Raw genomic sequence first — 16,909 nt, forward strand, 5'->3', positions numbered from 1 at the left:
GCTACAGCCGACCGGGAGTTTTTTTGCTTTTTTTCGGCCTTGGCTCAGCTCTTGCTACCAGCAACAAAGCTGACCGATCGGATGGTTTTTTAAAGCAAAGAAAAAAGGCGCCATACCAGAGCGCCGAGCCATAAAAACGTGGAACTACCTACTTGGGAGCAACCGAATGAAACCGATGTGCAAGAGCCTGATGTTGGCCGCCAGTGCGCTGGTGGGGGGACAGGCCGTGGCTGGCGACCTGTTGCAGTGGCAGAACAACAGCCTGACTTACTTGTACGGCAAGAACTTCGAGGTCAACCCGCAGATTCAACAGACGGTGACCTTCGAACATGCCGACGCCTGGAAGTACGGCGACAACTTCTTCTTCCTCGACCGGATCTTCTACAACGGCAAGGAAGACGGCAACGTCGGCCCGGACACCTACTACGGCGAGTTCTCGCCACGCTTGTCGTTCGGCAAGATCTTCGACCAGAAACTGGAATTCGGCCCGATCAAGGACGTGCTCCTGGCGTTCACTTACGAATTCGGCGAAGGCGACAATGAGTCCTACCTGATCGGCCCGGGCTTCGACCTGGCAGTACCGGGCTTCGACTACTTCCAGCTGAACTTCTACCAGCGCCACACCGAAGGCAGCCGCCCGGGCGACAACGTCTGGCAGATCACTCCGGTGTGGTCCTACACCATTCCCGTGGGCCGCTCGGACATCCTGATCGACGGTTTCATGGACTGGGTGGTGGACAACGACCAGAACGCCAAGGGCACTTACCACGCCAACCTGCACTTCAACCCACAGATCAAATATGACTTGGGCAAGGCCCTGAACTGGGGCGCCAAACAGTTGTACGTCGGTTTCGAATACGACTACTGGAAGAACAAGTACGGTATCGAGGATTCGCGCAACTTCGAGACCAACCAGGACACTGCCAGCCTGCTGGTCAAGTACCACTTCTGATTGTTGGGCGAGCCGCTGATGCCGTACGGAGCTTTGGGCGACGTGCGGTTGACCCGTGCCTCGCTCTTCGCGGGCAAGCACGCTCCTACGGCGCAGGTTCTGTAGGAGCGGGCGTGCCCGCGAAGCCCTTGAGTCCCAGAAACCGCGCCAACTCCTCCCCTTTGGCCAGGGCGTCACTGCGGCCCAGCTCTATCAGCTCGCTGCAGTACGCTGCCTCGAACAGCAGATAACTCAGGACCCCGGCACCGCTGGTGCGGGTCGCCCCGGGTCCACGCAGGAACAGGCGCAACGCCGCCGGCAACTCCTGCCGGTGCCGCGCCGCGATTTCGTCGATCGGTTGGCTCGGGGCAATCACCAGTACTTCCACAGGCGCAATGCCCAGGCTGCGATCCGCCGCGCTGCCCGGCAACAGGCGACTGAAATGATTGAGTCGCTCCAGCAGCTCGATATCGCTTTCCAGGCTGTCAATGAAGGTGCTGTTGAGCATATGGCCGCCGATCTGCGCCAGGGTGGGCTGCTGCCCGGTGTACGTGCGCTGCAGTGTGCTGTCCGGATCGTTGCCCCGCGGGTTGCCACTGACCCCCACCACCAGCACGCGACTGGCTCCCAGGTGCAAGGCCGGACTGATGGGCGCCGACTGGCGCACCGCGCCATCGCCAAAGTATTCCTGGTCGAGCTTGACCGGAGCGAACAACAGGGGAATGGCCGCACTGGCCAGCAGATGGTCCACCGTCAGGTGGGTGGGAATGCCGATCCGCCGGTGGCGCAACCAGGGATTGATGACCCCGCCCCCTTGATAGAAGGTCACCGCCTGTCCGGATTCATAACCGAAAGCCGTTACCGCCACCGCGTGCAACTGCCCCTGGGCAATGGCCTGATTGATGCCCGAAAGGTGCATGTGCTGGTTGAGCAGGTCACGCAACGGTGAATTGTTGATCAACGCCACCGGCACCTGAGCGCCAAGCCCCAGCAGACTGTGGCCGACAAAACGGCTGGCCTGGCGAATCACCCCGGGCCAATCGCTGCGCATCACCTGATCACTGCGAAAGCTGCTCCAGAACGCTGTGAGACGCTTGATTGCCGCGGAAAAATCCGCGGCGCCACTGGCCAGGCTGACGGCATTGATGGCCCCGGCCGAGGTGCCGACAATCACGGGAAACGGATTGCGCGCCCCGGGGCCCATCAACTCGGCAATCGCCGCCAGCACGCCCACCTGATAGGCCGCCCGGGCGCCACCACCCGAAAGAATCAAACCGGTGACCGGTTCCGCCGCACTCATCAATTCACTCCATCCATGGCGCACAAGGTCCCGATCAGTACCCGTAAGTTCAACCGCGCTTCGTGTAGAGCTTGGGCTCGCCCGGCGGCCGGCTCTTGAAGCGCCGATGGGCCCATAGGTACTGCTCGGGGCAGGCGCGCAACGCCGTTTCGACCCACTGATTGATCCGCAGGCAATCCTCTTCTTCCGTGGCGCCAGGGAAATCCGTCAGCGGCGCATGGATCACCAGGCGGTAGCCACTGCCGTCGGCCAGGCGCTCCTGGGTGAAAGGCACCACCAAGGCCTTGCCCAGACGCGCGAACTTGCTGGTGGCGGTAACGGTCGCGGCCTGGATGCCGAACAGCGGCACGAACAGGCTCTGCTTGATGCCATAGTCCTGATCCGGCGCGTACCAGATCGCCCGGCCGGCCCGCAGCAGCTTGAGCATGCCACGCACGTCCTCACGCTCGACGGCCAGAGAGTCCAGGTTGTGCCGTTCACGGCCACGGCGCTGAATGAAGTCGAACAACGGGTTCTTGTGTTCGCGATACATGCCGTCAATGGTGTGCTGCTGGCCCAGCAGCGCCGCGCCGATCTCCAGGGTGGTGAAGTGCAGGGCCATGAGAATCACCCCATGCCCGTCGCGCTGGGCCTGCTTGAGGTGTTCCAGCCCTTCGACATGGGCCAGGCGCGCCAGGCGCGGCTTGGACCACCACCAGCTCATGGCCATCTCGAAGAAGGCGATCCCGGTGGACGCGAAGTTCTCCTTGAGCAGGCGCTTGCGCTCTGCGGCGGACTTTTCCGGGAAGCACAGTTCCAGATTGCGCCGGGCGATCGCCCGCCGATCACCGGCCACCCGGTACATCAGCGCCCCCAGGGCACGACCGATTTGCAGGAGCGCGGGATAAGGCAGCTGGACGATCAGCCATAACACGCCAAGTCCCAGCCACAGAGGCCAGAAACGTGGAGACAAGAATGCAGCTCGAAAACGCGGGCGATCCATTACAGATTCCGGGACAGACAACAAGGTCGCGCATTCTACATCGGTTCGCCCTGGCTTGCGGGCCGCGGGCGATCTCGTTATAAGTCTCGGCACTTTTAGTGACAAGCCGCCTTCTGCAGACCATGAGCCAAACCGAATCGCTAGACCAAGATCCTGTGTTCCAGTTAAAGGGCAGCATGCTCGCCATCACGGTGCTGGAACTGGCCCGCAACGACCTTGAAGGCCTTGATCGCCAACTGGCCGCGAAAGTCGCCCAGGCCCCGAACTTCTTCAGCAACGCGCCGCTGGTGCTGGCGCTGGACAAGCTGCCTGCCGCCGAGGGCTCGGTGGATCTGCCCGGGCTGATGCGCGTCTGCCGCCAGCACGGCCTGCGCACCCTGGCCATTCGTGCCAGCCGCATAGAAGACATTGCCGCGGCGATTGCCGTCGACCTGCCGGTGCTACCGCCTTCCGGTGCCCGGGAACGGCCACTTGAGCCGCCCGAGAGCGAAATCAAGAAAGTGCCGGAAAAGCCGCCGGAGCCTACGGTCAAACCGACCCGCATCATCACTTCGCCAGTACGCGGCGGACAGCAGATCTATGCCCAGGGTGGCGATCTGGTGGTGGTGTCCTCGGTCAGCCCCGGAGCGGAACTTCTCGCCGATGGCAATATCCATGTATACGGCCCGATGCGCGGCCGGGCCCTGGCTGGCGTCAAAGGTGACACCAAGGCACGGATTTTCTGTCAGCAATTGAGCGCTGAACTGATCTCCATCGCCGGTCAGTACAAGGTTTCCGAGGACCTGCGACGCGACCCGCTATGGGGCTCTGGAGTCCAGGTCAGCCTGTCGGGTGACGTGTTGAACATCACACGTCTTTAACGGATACTGCCGCATTTTCCAAGCATCTCTAAAACGTAGCGATTACGGCTCAAACGAAGTAGGAAATTGGCAATCAGCAGTGTTTATCGACGATGAACCCTGCCGCTGACCGAGCTCCAGCCAAGGCTGTCCGACTGCAGTAGTTTTCAAGAGATGTTTTTCAGGGGCTAAAAGTCCTTTTTCCTTAGGGGTGAAACACCTTGGCCAAGATTCTCGTGGTTACATCCGGCAAGGGTGGCGTGGGTAAAACCACCACCAGCGCCGCTATCGGTACCGGCCTCGCTCTGCGTGGTCACAAAACAGTCATCGTCGACTTCGACGTCGGCCTGCGTAACCTCGACCTGATCATGGGCTGCGAGCGTCGCGTGGTGTATGACTTCGTCAACGTGGTGAACGGCGAAGCCAACCTGCAGCAAGCCCTGATCAAAGACAAGCGCCTGGAAAACCTCTACGTGCTGGCCGCCAGCCAGACCCGGGACAAGGACGCGCTGACCCTCGAAGGCGTGGAAAAAGTCCTGATGGAACTCAAGGAAACCTTCGAGTTCGTGGTCTGCGACTCGCCTGCCGGTATCGAGAAAGGCGCGCACCTGGCCATGTACTTCGCCGACGAAGCGATCGTCGTGACCAACCCTGAAGTGTCCTCGGTCCGTGACTCCGACCGCATGCTCGGCCTGCTGGCCAGCAAATCCCGCCGCGCCGAAAAGGGCGAAGATGCGATCAAGGAGCACCTGCTGCTGACCCGCTACAACCCGGAGCGCGTCAGCAATGGCGAAATGCTCGGCGTTGAAGACGTCAAAGAAATTCTCGCAGTGACCCTGCTCGGGGTGATTCCCGAATCCCAGGCGGTACTCAAGGCTTCCAACCAGGGCGTACCGGTGATTCTCGACGACCAGAGCGATGCGGGCCAGGCCTACAGCGACGCGGTCGATCGTCTGCTGGGCAAAACCGTGGAACATCGGTTCCTTGATGTCGAGAAGAAGGGATTCTTCGAGCGCCTGTTTGGAGGTAGATAATGAATCTTTTTGACTTCTTTCGTGCCAGCAAAAAGGTCAGCACCGCGTCGGTAGCGAAAGAGCGTCTACAGATCATCGTGGCGCATGAACGCGGCCAGCGCAGCACCCCTGATTACTTGCCCGCCTTGCAGAAGGAACTGGTGGAAGTGATCCGCAAGTACGTCAATATCGGGTCCGACGACGTGCACGTCGCTCTGGAAAACCAGGGCAGCTGCTCGATCCTGGAACTCAATATCACCCTGCCTGATCGCTGATTGATCCGCCAGGAGCCACGGCGGCTCGCAGGCCTCATGCATTGAATGGGGTCGGCGAGCCGCCGTTGGCGTTTGTTACGAGGCTGTTTTAATGCCGTTGTCGAATATCCACATCCTGCATCAGGACGCCGCCGTCCTGGTGGTGAACAAACCCACCCTGCTGCTTTCAGTCCCTGGTCGCGCCGACGACAACAAGGACTGCCTGATCACCCGTCTGCAGGAAAACGGTTACCCCGAAGCCCGGATCGTCCACCGACTGGACTGGGAAACCTCCGGAATCATTCTCCTGGCTCGGGACCCGGACACACATCGCGAGCTGTCGCGGCAGTTTCATGACCGGGAAACCGAAAAAGCCTACACCGCCCTGTGCTGGGGCCAGCCGGAACTGGACAGCGGCAGCATCGACCTGCCCCTGCGTTATGACCCGCCAACCAAGCCCCGGCACGTGGTGGATCACGAATTCGGCAAACACGCCCTGACCTTCTGGCGCGTGCTGGAGCGCTGCGGCGACTGGTGCCGGGTCGAACTGACGCCGATCACCGGACGCTCCCACCAACTGCGGGTACACATGCTGTCCATCGGCCACCCGCTCCTGGGCGACGGCCTCTACGCCCACCCGCAAGCCCTGGCTGCCTGGCCACGCCTGTGCCTGCACGCCAGCATGCTCAGCTTCACCCACCCCCAGACCGGTGAGCGCCTGCGCTTCGACTGCCCTGCGCCGTTTTGAGAACAACCTGATCAGCCCGCGCCCTCAGTAAGGACACTTGACCGATGACGTGCATAGCAGCACTTGCCCCGCACTCCCTGGTAAAAACTCCAGAGCAACTGCTCTACCTGGTTTACGGTAACCACGAGGTTTATCGGCGCGAAGCCAAATTCAGCATCCTCACAGCACTTAGCCTGTTAAGTAACGGAGAGTCGCTGTGCATCAGGATAATGACCGACCGACCTCAGGATTACGTTGGCTGGCCGGTAGATATCGTCACTTTGAACGAAGAAATCCTGCACCAGTGGCAAGGCCAGAACGGCTATCACCATCGGCGCAAAGCCTGCGCAATGGCCGCCGGACTTAAACTCGCGGAAAAAACCCTTTTCGCAGACACCGATACACTTTTTCTGAAAAACCCTCATCAGCTACTGAAAAAGATCAGTCCTCAGCACTACTTGATGGATGAGTTTGAATACCATTGGCGAGATGTGAGTACGCGTCAGAATTACCTCAAGCTTGGTGCATGCCTGCAAACGCATGGCATAAAGCCTGACAGCGATTTCAAGCTCTACAACAGTGGTCTGTGCGGACTGACCAACAGCGATACACCACTGCTGGAAAAGTCCATCGGTTATATCGATGAGTGGACTCAGGCCCCGTTCGATATCCACACGATCGAACAGATTGCTTTGTCATTTGCAATGCGTGACAAGCCCGTGCAGGAAACCAAGAAGTACGTCTATCACTACTTTGCCAAAAAGCGTTTCTTCCACACGATGCAGGCGCGCTTTTTCGCACTTTACGGCGAAGACTATCGTTGCGAACTGATCTCGCTATCTCGAGAACTTCCACGCCAGGTGCCCGAGCCCTCGCTTTGGAAACAACTTCAAATTAAGTGGCGCCTACGTAAACTCGACGGTGAATTAAAAAAGATTGCCCGGGACCTGCATTATGGAAACGCGCTGTCCAGCAATCCTTACCACTTGGCCTGCAGGCACGAGTGGTGGAAAAACGCGTCCCGGGAGATCGGGCGCTGGGATCCGCAGAAACAACAACGATTGCTCAATCTCGACAGTGGCTCCTGGCCGAAGGTGTTGCCCAAACCCACGAGCCAGGAAGACCAAGAGGCCATCCTGAATTATCTGCGCGAGCAGTTGGCATCAACGAACCGCTGACGTGGGTTCTGCTGTCGATGGGCAACCAGCTTCAAACGCTCTTGCCCATCGCCACGATCCAATACGTTAAACTCGCGCCACTGCTGTCTGGAGCTACTTATGCGCGAAGAGTTGAACCAAGGCCTGATCGACTTCCTCAAGGCCTCCCCTACCCCTTTCCATGCCACTGCCAGCCTTGTTCAACGTCTGGAAGCGGCCGGTTATCAACGCCTCGACGAGCGCGAGCCATGGACCACCGAGGCCAACGGTCGCTACTACGTCACCCGTAACGACTCCTCCATCGTCGCCTTCAAGCTGGGACGGCACTCGCCGTTGCAAGGCGGTATCCGCCTGGTGGGCGCGCACACCGACAGTCCGTGCCTGCGGGTCAAGCCGCAGCCGGAACTGCAGCGCCAGGGCTTCTGGCAACTGGGCGTGGAAGTCTACGGCGGCGCGCTGCTGGCGCCCTGGTTCGACCGCGATCTGTCCCTGGCCGGCCGCGTGACTTTCCGTCGCGATGGCAAGGTGGAAAGCCAACTGATCGATTTCAAGGCACCGATCGCGATCATTCCCAACCTGGCCATTCACCTCAACCGGGAAGCCAACCAGGGCTGGGCGATCAATGCACAAAATGAACTGCCGCCGATCCTGGCCCAGTTCGCCGGCGACGAGCGCGTGGATTTCCGTGCGGTACTCACCGACCAGCTGGCTCGGGAACACGGCCTGAACGCCGACGTGGTGCTGGACTACGAGTTGAGTTTCTATGACACCCAGAGCGCTGCGGTAATCGGCCTGCATGGCGATTTCATTGCCGGTGCGCGCCTGGACAACCTGCTGTCCTGCTACGCCGGATTGCAGGCCCTGTTGAACGCCGACAGCGAAGAAACCTGCGTGCTGGTGTGCAACGACCACGAGGAAGTCGGCTCCTGCTCGGCCTGCGGCGCCGACGGTCCGATGCTCGAACAGACCTTGCGTCGCCTGTTGCCCGAAGGCGACGAGTTCGTGCGCACCATCCAGAAATCGCTGCTGGTGTCCGCCGACAATGCCCACGGCGTGCACCCCAACTACGCGGACAAGCACGACGCCAACCATGGCCCGAAACTCAATGCCGGCCCGGTGATCAAGGTCAACAGCAATCAGCGTTACGCCACCAACAGCGAAACCGCCGGTTTCTTCCGCCACCTGTGCATGGCCGAAGAAGTGCCGGTGCAGAGCTTCGTGGTGCGCAGCGACATGGGCTGCGGCTCGACCATCGGCCCGATCACCGCCAGCCACCTGGGGGTGCGCACCGTGGATATCGGCCTGCCGACTTTCGCCATGCATTCGATCCGCGAACTGTGCGGCAGCCATGACCTGGCCCACCTGGTGAAAGTGCTGAGCGCCTTCTACGCCAGCCGCGAACTGCCGTAAGGCATGCGGCGGGCGTGGACCTCCACGCCCGCCGGCTTCTGATACACATCAACCCAGGTCGCGACAAAGCGACCTAGACTCATGAGTACCTCTTCAGACAAGGCCGTCGCCATGATCTCGATGTCTTCGTTCCATTCCATGCTCATCCCGATTCTCACGGGCATGATCCTGTTGGCCATCGGCTTCAACTTCCGGGACAAGAACCTCGGGGTGTTCAGCATGTGGATCGGCATGCTGCTGATTCTCGGCACCGTGGTCTACAAGATCCTGGCCAAGCTCGCGGAATAAATGCAGCGCCTGCCCTCGCATTGAATTTGGTGGCCTCGTACACTCGGTCGATCCTTTTGCCTGCGAGGTTGACCGCCCAGTGTTTGCTCGTCTTTTCGCCCTGCCCTGCTATGCACTTGTCTGCCTGCTGACCCTGCTGCCGCTGAGCAGCGCCCAGGCGGTGGGCCTGCCTGGCCTGCTGGGCAGCCAGACCAAGGCACAGCCCCAGGCCGAGGAACCCCTGGGACAATCCCTGGACGAGGTGATCAAGTCCCTGGAGAACGACCAGCAACGGGCCAAGCTGCTGGCGGACCTGAAGAAGCTCCGGGACGCCACGAAAAAAGCTCAGCCCACCCCCGAGGAAGGCGTACTGGGCTTGATCGGCGGCACCCTGAGCAGCCTTGAGAAGCAGTTCTCAGGTGCCGACAGTCCGGTCAACCGCTGGACCGACGAGTTCGATCTGGCCCAGGAAGAACTGGCAGCGCTGATGCTGCCGGCCAGCCAATGGCTGCCGATCATCTTTGCCTTTGCCCTGATCCTCATGGTCTGGAGCCTGTTGGCGGCGGCGTTGATCTGGCTCAGTCACCGGGTGCGCCTGCGTTTTGGCCTCACCGACGAACTGCCCCAGCATCCGAAGACCTGGGACTTGCTGCGTTTCGCCCTGCGCAAGCTCGGCCCCTGGCTGATCGCCCTGCTGATCACCGTCTACATGACCTATTCCCTGCCTTCTTCCCTGGGCAAGGACCTGGCCATGGTCCTGGCCTACGCGCTGGTGGTAGGCACCTGTTTCTCGGCGATCTGCGTGGTGGCGTTCTCCGTGCTTGATGGCCCGCACCGCCATCGCGCGCTGTACATCCTGCGCCGCCAGGCCTTCCGCCCGCTGTGGTGGATCGGCAGTTTCGCCGCCTTTGGCGAAGCCCTGAGCGACCCGCGCATGGTGGCCAGCCTCGGCCAGCACCTGGCCCATACCGCGGCGACCTTCGCCAATGTGATGGCGGCGCTGTCCACCGGGGTGTTCATCCTGCGTTTCCGCCGGCCAATCGCCCACCTGATCCGCAACCAACCGTTGTCCCGGCGCCTGACCCGCCGGGCCCTGAGCGACACCATCGAAATCATCGGCACCTTCTGGTATCTGCCGGCCCTGGTGCTGGTCGGGATTTCCCTGTTCGCCACCTTCGTGTCCGCCGGCGACACCAGCACCGCCCTGCGCCAGTCCCTGCTGTGCACGGTGCTGCTGGTGCTGTGCATGGTGATCAACGGCCTGGTGCGGCGCCATGCCCTCAAGCCCCAGCGTGGGCACAAACGCCATGCGCTGTATTCCGAACGACTGAAAAGCTTCTTCTATACCCTGGCCCACCTGGCGGTATGGCTGGCCTTCATCGAACTGGGCCTGCGGGTCTGGGGCATGTCGCTGATCCGCTTCACCGAAGGCGACGGCCATGAAGTCAGCGTCAAGCTGTTCAGCCTCGCCGGCACCCTGATCTTCGCCTGGCTGATCTGGATCTTGAGCGACACCGCGGTGCATCACGCCCTGACCCGCTCGCGCAAGGGCCTGGCCAATGCCCGCGCGCAAACCATGATGCCGCTGATCCGCAACGTGCTGTTCGTGGCGATCTTCATCATTGCCACCATCGTCGCCCTGGCCAACATGGGCATGAACGTCACGCCGCTGCTGGCCGGTGCCGGCGTCATCGGTCTGGCCATCGGTTTCGGCGCCCAGTCGCTGGTGGCGGACCTGATCACCGGCCTGTTCATCATCATCGAGGACTCCCTGGCCATCGACGACTACGTGGATGTCGGCGGCCACCTGGGCACCGTCGAGGGCCTGACTATCCGCACCGTGCGCCTGCGGGACATCGACGGCATCGTGCATACCATCCCGTTCAGCGAAATCAAGAGCATCAAGAACTACTCCCGGGAGTTCGGCTACGCGATCTTCCGCGTGGCGATTCCCTACAACATGGAGATCGACGACGCGATCAAGCTGATGCGCGATGTCGGCCAGAAGATGCGCACCGACCCGTTGCAACGGCGCAATATCTGGTCACCGCTGGAGATTCAGGGCGTTGAAAGCTTCGAGTCCGGCAGCGCCATCCTCCGGGCCCGCTTCAAGACCGCACCGATCAAACAGTGGGAAGTGTCCCGAGCGTTCAACCTGTCCCTCAAGCGCCACCTGGACGAAGCCGGACTTGACCTGGCCACCCCGCGCATGAGCATCCAGGTGATCACCCCCGGCAGCGCCCCGGAAAAACAATGACCCTGTAGGAGCCGGCTTGCCGGCGAACGGCACCGGCATCTAAAGAACGTCGACACCGACATGAATCGCATCATGCCGCCAGAACTCCAGATCACAATCGATCAGCCGCTCGTGCTGGTCATAGTTGACCCGGGCGATGCGCAGCCCGGGGCTGCCCACCGACACCTTCAAGGCCGCCGCCGCTTCCGGCTGCAATGAGGTGGGCACGATCTCGAAGCGCACCCGCCCGTAATGCAGGTCGTAATGCCGGGCATAGAGCTCGGTGATCGACTGGTTCAAATCCAGGTCGAGAATGTGTGGAAAGTACTTGGGGTTCAGGTAGTGCTCCACATACAGCACCAGCCGCTCATCGATGCGCCGCGCCCGGCAGATCTGGATCACGCTGGACAGCGCCGGTAATTGCAGCCAGGCGCAGACCGCCGCCGAAGCCGGTTGCAGGCGCGCCGAGATCACCTCAGTGGAAGGCACTCGCCCCTGGGCACTGACCATGGCGTGGAAATGACTGCGCTGCATCAGGTTGTAGGCCAGCCGCGGCGGCGAAACAAACCAGCCACGGCGCTCCTCGCGGTAGATCTGCCCCTGGGCCTCCAATTGCAGCAGGGCCTCGCGCACGGTGATGCGGGTGGTGGCGAACAACTCGCTGAGCTTGCGCTCGGCCGGCAGCTTGCTGCCGGGTGCCAACAGACCGTGGGCGATCTGCTCCTGCAGGACCTGGCCGATGGCTGTCACCGCTTTGGTTGCATCAATACGCATCAACGTTACCTATCTGGACTAGACCAGCACTGTTTCAGGGCAGCGCATTGGCCGGGACAGCGCTCTGCAGCCGTGTCCAAAGCCTAGGCAATGCATATGACTGAGAGATGACAAAGCCGCCGAGCGGGCCCCTGGCGAACCTGCAAATTACCCGCCAGAACCTTGCAGAACGGGTGTTTTGGCATGGTCTACGCTTATTTCGCAGCGCCGGACCTGCGCCCGAATCCATGCGCCGACCGTTGGCACCGACATTAAAGTGTCATCCAACACGCCTAAATTGGCTCAGGTATTGCTGACCTAGACCAACCCACCGCAAGACCGTCGATAACAACGCAGCGTTGAACACGCCCAAAGGAGCTTCGGATGAAACAGCTTTTCCTGGCATCACTGTTAGGCTCGACCATTGCCTTGTGCACCGCCGCCATGGCTGCTGACAACGATTTGAAAACCCTGGAAGCCGCTGCGAAAGCAGAAGGCGCGGTCAACAGCGTCGGCATGCCCGATGACTGGGCCAACTGGAAAGGCACCTGGGAGGACCTGGCGAAAACCTACGGCCTCAAGCACATCGACACCGACATGAGCTCGGCCCAGGAGATCGCCAAGTTCGCCGCCGAGAAAGACAACGCCAGCGCCGACATCGGCGACGTTGGCGCAGCCTTTGGTCCGATCGCGGTCAAGCAGGGTGTGGCCCAGCCTTACAAGCCGAGCACCTGGGCCCAGGTCCCGGACTGGGCCAAGGACAAGGACGGCAATTGGGCGCTGGCCTACACCGGCACCATCGCCTTCATCATCAACAAGAAGCTGCTGCACGGTTCCGAAGCACCCAAGAGCTGGGCCGACCTGGAAAAAGGCAAGTACAAGGTTTCCATCGGTGACGTGAGCACCGCCGCCCAGGCCGCCAACGGCGTACTGGCAGCGGCCATCGCCAAGGGCGGCGACGAGAAGAACATCCAGCCGGCGCTGCTGATGTTCGCCGAGATCGCCAAGCAGGGTCGCCTGTCCCTGGCCAACCCGACCATCGCCACCATGGAAAAGGGTGAAGTGGAAGTCGGCGTGGTCTGGGACTTCAACGGCCTGAGCTACCGCAACAAGATGGTCAACAAGGACGACTACGAAGTACTGATCCCGTCCGATGGCTCGGTGATCTCCGGCTACACCACCATCATCAACAAGTACGCCAAGCACCCCAACGCCGCCAAGCTGACCCGCGAATACATCTTCAGCGATGCCGGCCAGACCAACCTGGCTCGCGGCAATGCCCGGCCGATCCGCGCCGAACACCTGACCCTGCCGGCGGACGTGCAGGCCAACCTGCTGCCCAACGAACAGTACAAGCACGTGACTCCGATCAAGGACGCCGATGCCTGGGAGAAAACCTCCAAGGCCCTGCCGCAGAAGTGGCAGGAAGAAGTGATCATCAACATGCCGTAACGCTGCATCAGTCGTAGGAGCCGGCTTGCCGGCGCAGGCCTGCACGAATGTGCAGACGCCTTCGCCGGCATACGCAGTGCCGTGCGGCCGCTCCTACAGGTTCCATGCGCCGCCTGATCCCGGAGTTTCCCCGTTCATGAAGCACAACGTCATTCTTGTGGTGCTCGACGGCCTCAACCACGAAGTGGCCCGACACGCCATGGGCCACCTGCAAGCCTACGTCGGCGCAGGCCGCGCCGCCCTGTACAAGTTGCAATGCGAGCTGCCGGCCCTGTCCCGGCCCCTGTACGAATGCATCCTCACCGGTGTCGCCCCCATCGACAGCGGCATCGTGCACAACCAGGTCTCGCGCCTGTCCACCCAGCGCAGCCTGTTCCACTATGCCCGCGAGGCCGGCCTGATCACCGCCGCGGCGGCTTACCACTGGGTCAGCGAGCTCTACAACCGCAGCCCGTTCAACGCCCCCCGTGACCGCCATACCGCCAACCCGGAACTGCCGATCCAGTACGGCCACTTCTACTGGAGCGATCACTACCCCGATTCCCACCTGTTCGCCGATGCGGAGCACCTGCGCCTGCGTCATCAGCCGAACCTGCTCCTGGTGCACCCGATGAACATCGACGATGCCGGGCACAAGCACGGCCTGGACAGCGCCCAGTACCGCAACAGCGCGCGCTCGGCGGACATCATCCTCGCCGACTATCTGCAAGGCTGGCTCGAGGCCGGCTATCAGGTGCTGGTGACAGCCGACCACGGCATGAACAACGACCGCTCGCACAACGGCCTGCTGGCCGAGGAGCGGGAAGTCCCGCTGTTCGTGCTCGGCGATGCCTTCAGCCTCGACCCCAACGCCACGCCCAAACAAACCGAGCTGTGCGGCACCGTCTGCCAACTGCTGGGCGTGCCCCATGACAAACCTTTCTGCCGGGAGCTGTTGCAGTGAATTCAGTGACCCGCGGCAAATGGCTGGCGGCGCTGTGCCTGGTGCCCTTTGCCCTGTTCTTCATCGTGTTCCAGATCGCCCCGCTGGCATGGGTGCTGATCAACAGCCTGCAGTCGGAAGAGTTCGGCTGGGGGCTGGCCAACTTCAGCAAGATCTTCAGTTCGAAGTTCTATCTGCAGGCCATCCAGTACAGCCTGGAGATCAGTTTCTGGTCCAGCGTGTTCGGCATCATCATCGCCGTGCTGGGCAGCTACTCGCTGCGCCGGGTGGACTCCAGGCTGCGCAACTTCGTCAACGCCTTCGCCAACATGACCAGCAACTTCGCCGGTGTGCCCCTGGCCTTTGCCTTCATCATCCTCCTGGGTTTCAACGGCACCATCACCATCATGCTCAAGCAGTCGGGGATCATTCAGGACTTCAACCTGTACTCCAAGACCGGGCTGATCATCCTCTACACCTACTTCCAGATCCCCCTGGGCGTGCTGCTGCTCTATCCGGCCTTCGACGCCCTGCGGGAAGACTGGCGCGAATCCGCCGCACTGCTGGGGGCCAGCGGCTGGCAGTTCTGGCGGCATATCGGCCTGCCGGTGCTGACCCCGGCATTGCTCGGCACCTTCGTCATCCTCCTGGCCAACGCCCTGGGCGCCTACGCCACGGTCTATGCCCTGACCACCGGCAACTTCAACGTGCTGCCGATCCGCATCGCCGCCATGGTTTCGGGGGACATCTCCCTGGATCCGAACATGGCCAGCGCCCTGGCCGTGGTGCTGGTAGCGCTGATGACCCTGGTGACCATCGTCCATCAGCTGCTGTTGAAGAGGAGCTACCATGTCTCGCGCTGAACCCGGCTCCGCCGCGCTCTACCACCGGGTGGTGGTCTACTTGCTGTTCGCCATCCTGCTGCTGCCGCTGCTGGGGACCTTTGTCTACTCCATCGCCAGCAGTTGGTCGGCCACCATCCTGCCCAGCGGCTTGACCTTCAAGTGGTACCTGCAACTGTGGAGTGACCCGCGTTTTCTCAACGCCTTCGGCCAGTCGCTGCTGGTCTGCGTCGGCGCGCTGGTGCTGTCGGTGGTCCTGATCCTGCCGCTGCTGTTCGTGGTGCACTACCACTTTCCCAAGCTCGATGCGCTGATGAACATCCTGATCCTGCTGCCCTTCGCGGTGCCGCCGGTGGTGTCCTCGGTGGGCCTGCTGCAGCTCTATGGTTCGGGGCCCTTGGCCATGGTCGGCACGCCCTGGATCCTGATCGGCTGCTACTTCACCGTGGCGCTGCCGTTCATGTACCGGGCCATCACCAACAACCTGCAGGCGATCAACCTGCGGGACCTGATGGACGCCGCCCAACTGCTCGGCGCCAGCACCTGGCAGGCGGCCTTCCTGGTGGTCCTGCCGAACCTGCGCAAGGGCCTGATGGTGGCTCTGCTGCTGTCGTTCTCGTTCCTGTTCGGCGAGTTCGTGTTCGCCAACATCCTGGTGGGCACCCGCTATGAAACCCTGCAGGTCTACCTGAACAACATGCGCAACAGCAGCGGCCACTTCACCAGCGCCCTGGTGATTTCCTACTTCTTCTTTGTGCTGGTTCTGACCTGGGCCGCCAACATCTTGAACAAGGACAAAAGCCAATGAGCTTCGTCAGCGTCCAACACCTGCAAAAGAACTACGCCGGCACCACGGTGTTCAGCGACATCAATTGCGAAATCCGCAAGGGCGAGTTCGTCACCCTGCTGGGCCCGTCCGGCTGCGGCAAATCCACGCTGCTGCGCTGCATCGCCGGGCTGACCCCGGTGGACGGCGGCAAGATCCTCCTCGACGGCCAGGACATCGTGCCCCTGAGCCCGCAGAAACGCGGGATCGGCATGGTGTTCCAGAGCTACGCGCTGTTTCCCAACATGACGGTGGAACAGAACGTGGCCTTTGGCCTGCGCATGCAGAAGGTCAACGCCGACGACAGCCACAAGCGTGTGCAGGAAGCCCTGCAACTGGTGGAGCTCAACGACTACGCCAGCCGCTACCCGCATCAACTGTCCGGCGGCCAGTGCCAGCGCGTGGCCCTGGCCCGCTCCCTGGTGACCCGCCCGCGCCTGCTGTTGCTGGACGAACCGCTGTCGGCCCTGGATGCGCGGATCCGCAAGCACCTGCGTGAACAGATCCGCAACATCCAGCGGGAGTTGGGACTGACGACCATCTTCGTCACCCACGACCAGGAAGAAGCGCTGACCCTGTCCGACCGGATCTTCCTGATGAACCAGGGCAAGATCGTCCAGAGCGGCGACGCCGAAACCCTCTACACCGCACCGGTGGATGCCTTCGCCGCGGGCTTTATCGGCAACTACAACCTGCTGTCCGCCGAGAGCGCCAGCAAGTTGCTGCAACGGCCGGTCAACGGGCGCATCGCCATTCGCCCGGAAGCCATCGAACTGCGCAAGGAAGGGCAACTCGATGCCCTGGTACGCAGTCACAGCCTACTGGGCAACGTGATCCGCTATCGGATCGAAGCCCGTGGCGTGGAACTGGTGGTGGATGTACTCAATCGTTCGGCCGATGACCTTCATGCAGACGGCCAGCGTCTGGCATTGACCATCGATCCGGCAGCCCTGTGTGAGGTAGCCTGATGGCATTCACGCAATTGATCCTGAAGAGAG

The 16,909-nt window shown here is 61.6% G+C and carries 17 protein-coding genes; 14 read left to right on the forward strand and 3 right to left on the reverse strand.

Annotation, left to right across the window (positions count from 1 at the left end):
- The first annotated feature begins 166 nt into the window (after positions 1-166).
- Entirely contained in the window at positions 167-952 is a 786-nt protein-coding gene (locus tag PST29_RS21725) for an outer membrane protein OmpK (RefSeq protein ID WP_060844329.1), read from the forward strand.
- 85 nt (positions 953-1,037) lie between these two features.
- Here the strand turns inward: PST29_RS21725 and PST29_RS21730 are convergent, their stop codons facing one another.
- Complete coding sequence (locus PST29_RS21730) at positions 1,038-2,231, reverse strand: patatin-like phospholipase family protein (protein ID WP_060844330.1); 1,194 nt, start codon at positions 2,229-2,231, stop codon at positions 1,038-1,040.
- Between the two features lie 49 nt (positions 2,232-2,280).
- On the reverse strand, positions 2,281-3,213 hold the full coding sequence (locus PST29_RS21735) for a lipid A biosynthesis lauroyl acyltransferase (protein WP_060844331.1): 933 nt from the start codon (positions 3,211-3,213) through the stop codon (positions 2,281-2,283).
- Positions 3,214-3,335: 122 nt separating this feature from the next.
- Between PST29_RS21735 and minC the strand changes: the two genes are divergently transcribed.
- The 8 genes from minC to PST29_RS21770 all read left to right on the forward strand — a co-directional run bounded on the left by minC (position 3,336) and on the right by PST29_RS21770 (position 11,137).
- The gene (minC, locus tag PST29_RS21740) at positions 3,336-4,073 is read left to right on the forward strand and encodes a septum site-determining protein MinC (RefSeq protein WP_060840504.1); all 738 of its coding nucleotides are present in this window, start codon (positions 3,336-3,338) and stop codon (positions 4,071-4,073) included.
- A gap of 200 nt (positions 4,074-4,273) precedes the next feature.
- Positions 4,274-5,086 (forward strand): septum site-determining protein MinD, encoded by an 813-nt coding sequence (gene minD / locus PST29_RS21745; protein WP_011062650.1) that lies wholly within the window; start codon positions 4,274-4,276, stop codon positions 5,084-5,086.
- Entirely contained in the window at positions 5,086-5,340 is a 255-nt protein-coding gene (gene minE, locus PST29_RS21750; protein WP_007898843.1) for a cell division topological specificity factor MinE, read from the forward strand. The genes minD and minE overlap by 1 nt, the downstream gene beginning before the upstream one ends.
- A 91-nt stretch (positions 5,341-5,431) precedes the next feature.
- Positions 5,432-6,067, forward strand: coding sequence for an RluA family pseudouridine synthase (locus tag PST29_RS21755; protein ID WP_060840505.1), 636 nt, complete (start codon positions 5,432-5,434; stop codon positions 6,065-6,067).
- Between the two features lie 44 nt (positions 6,068-6,111).
- Complete coding sequence (locus tag PST29_RS21760; protein WP_060844332.1) at positions 6,112-7,224, forward strand: hypothetical protein; 1,113 nt, start codon at positions 6,112-6,114, stop codon at positions 7,222-7,224.
- Between the two features lie 99 nt (positions 7,225-7,323).
- Positions 7,324-8,613, forward strand: a complete 1,290-nt coding sequence (locus PST29_RS21765) for a M18 family aminopeptidase (protein ID WP_016963877.1) — start codon at positions 7,324-7,326, stop codon at positions 8,611-8,613.
- Positions 8,614-8,694: 81 nt separating this feature from the next.
- A complete protein-coding gene (locus PST29_RS31965) occupies positions 8,695-8,901 on the forward strand; it encodes a hypothetical protein (RefSeq protein WP_129406377.1) in 207 nt (68 codons plus the stop codon).
- A 79-nt stretch (positions 8,902-8,980) separates the two neighbouring features.
- Positions 8,981-11,137 (forward strand): mechanosensitive ion channel family protein, encoded by a 2,157-nt coding sequence (locus PST29_RS21770; RefSeq protein WP_060844333.1) that lies wholly within the window; start codon positions 8,981-8,983, stop codon positions 11,135-11,137.
- 39 nt (positions 11,138-11,176) lie between these two features.
- Here the strand turns inward: PST29_RS21770 and PST29_RS21775 are convergent, their stop codons facing one another.
- Complete coding sequence (locus tag PST29_RS21775) at positions 11,177-11,890, reverse strand: UTRA domain-containing protein (RefSeq protein ID WP_060844334.1); 714 nt, start codon at positions 11,888-11,890, stop codon at positions 11,177-11,179.
- A 363-nt stretch (positions 11,891-12,253) separates the two neighbouring features.
- On the opposite strand from PST29_RS21775, the gene PST29_RS21780 reads away from it, so the two are divergent.
- The 5 genes from PST29_RS21780 to PST29_RS21800 all read left to right on the forward strand — a co-directional run bounded on the left by PST29_RS21780 (position 12,254) and on the right by PST29_RS21800 (position 16,879).
- Positions 12,254-13,321: an ABC transporter substrate-binding protein gene (locus PST29_RS21780; RefSeq protein ID WP_016963880.1), complete on the forward strand. Its 1,068-nt coding sequence runs from the start codon at positions 12,254-12,256 to the stop codon at positions 13,319-13,321.
- A 136-nt stretch (positions 13,322-13,457) separates the two neighbouring features.
- A complete protein-coding gene (locus PST29_RS21785) occupies positions 13,458-14,264 on the forward strand; it encodes an alkaline phosphatase family protein (protein ID WP_060844335.1) in 807 nt (268 codons plus the stop codon).
- The gene (locus tag PST29_RS21790) at positions 14,261-15,106 is read left to right on the forward strand and encodes an ABC transporter permease (protein WP_060840509.1); all 846 of its coding nucleotides are present in this window, start codon (positions 14,261-14,263) and stop codon (positions 15,104-15,106) included. Before PST29_RS21785 ends, PST29_RS21790 begins: the two co-directional genes overlap by 4 nt.
- On the forward strand, positions 15,093-15,893 hold the full coding sequence (locus PST29_RS21795; RefSeq protein ID WP_060840510.1) for an ABC transporter permease: 801 nt from the start codon (positions 15,093-15,095) through the stop codon (positions 15,891-15,893). The genes PST29_RS21790 and PST29_RS21795 overlap by 14 nt, the downstream gene beginning before the upstream one ends.
- Positions 15,890-16,879: an ABC transporter ATP-binding protein gene (locus tag PST29_RS21800; RefSeq protein ID WP_060840511.1), complete on the forward strand. Its 990-nt coding sequence runs from the start codon at positions 15,890-15,892 to the stop codon at positions 16,877-16,879. Before PST29_RS21795 ends, PST29_RS21800 begins: the two co-directional genes overlap by 4 nt.
- Positions 16,880-16,909 lie beyond the last annotated feature (30 nt).

The organism is Pseudomonas sp. St29 (assembly GCF_001547915.1).
In the GTDB taxonomy this organism is placed as follows: Bacteria; Pseudomonadota; Gammaproteobacteria; order Pseudomonadales; family Pseudomonadaceae; genus Aquipseudomonas.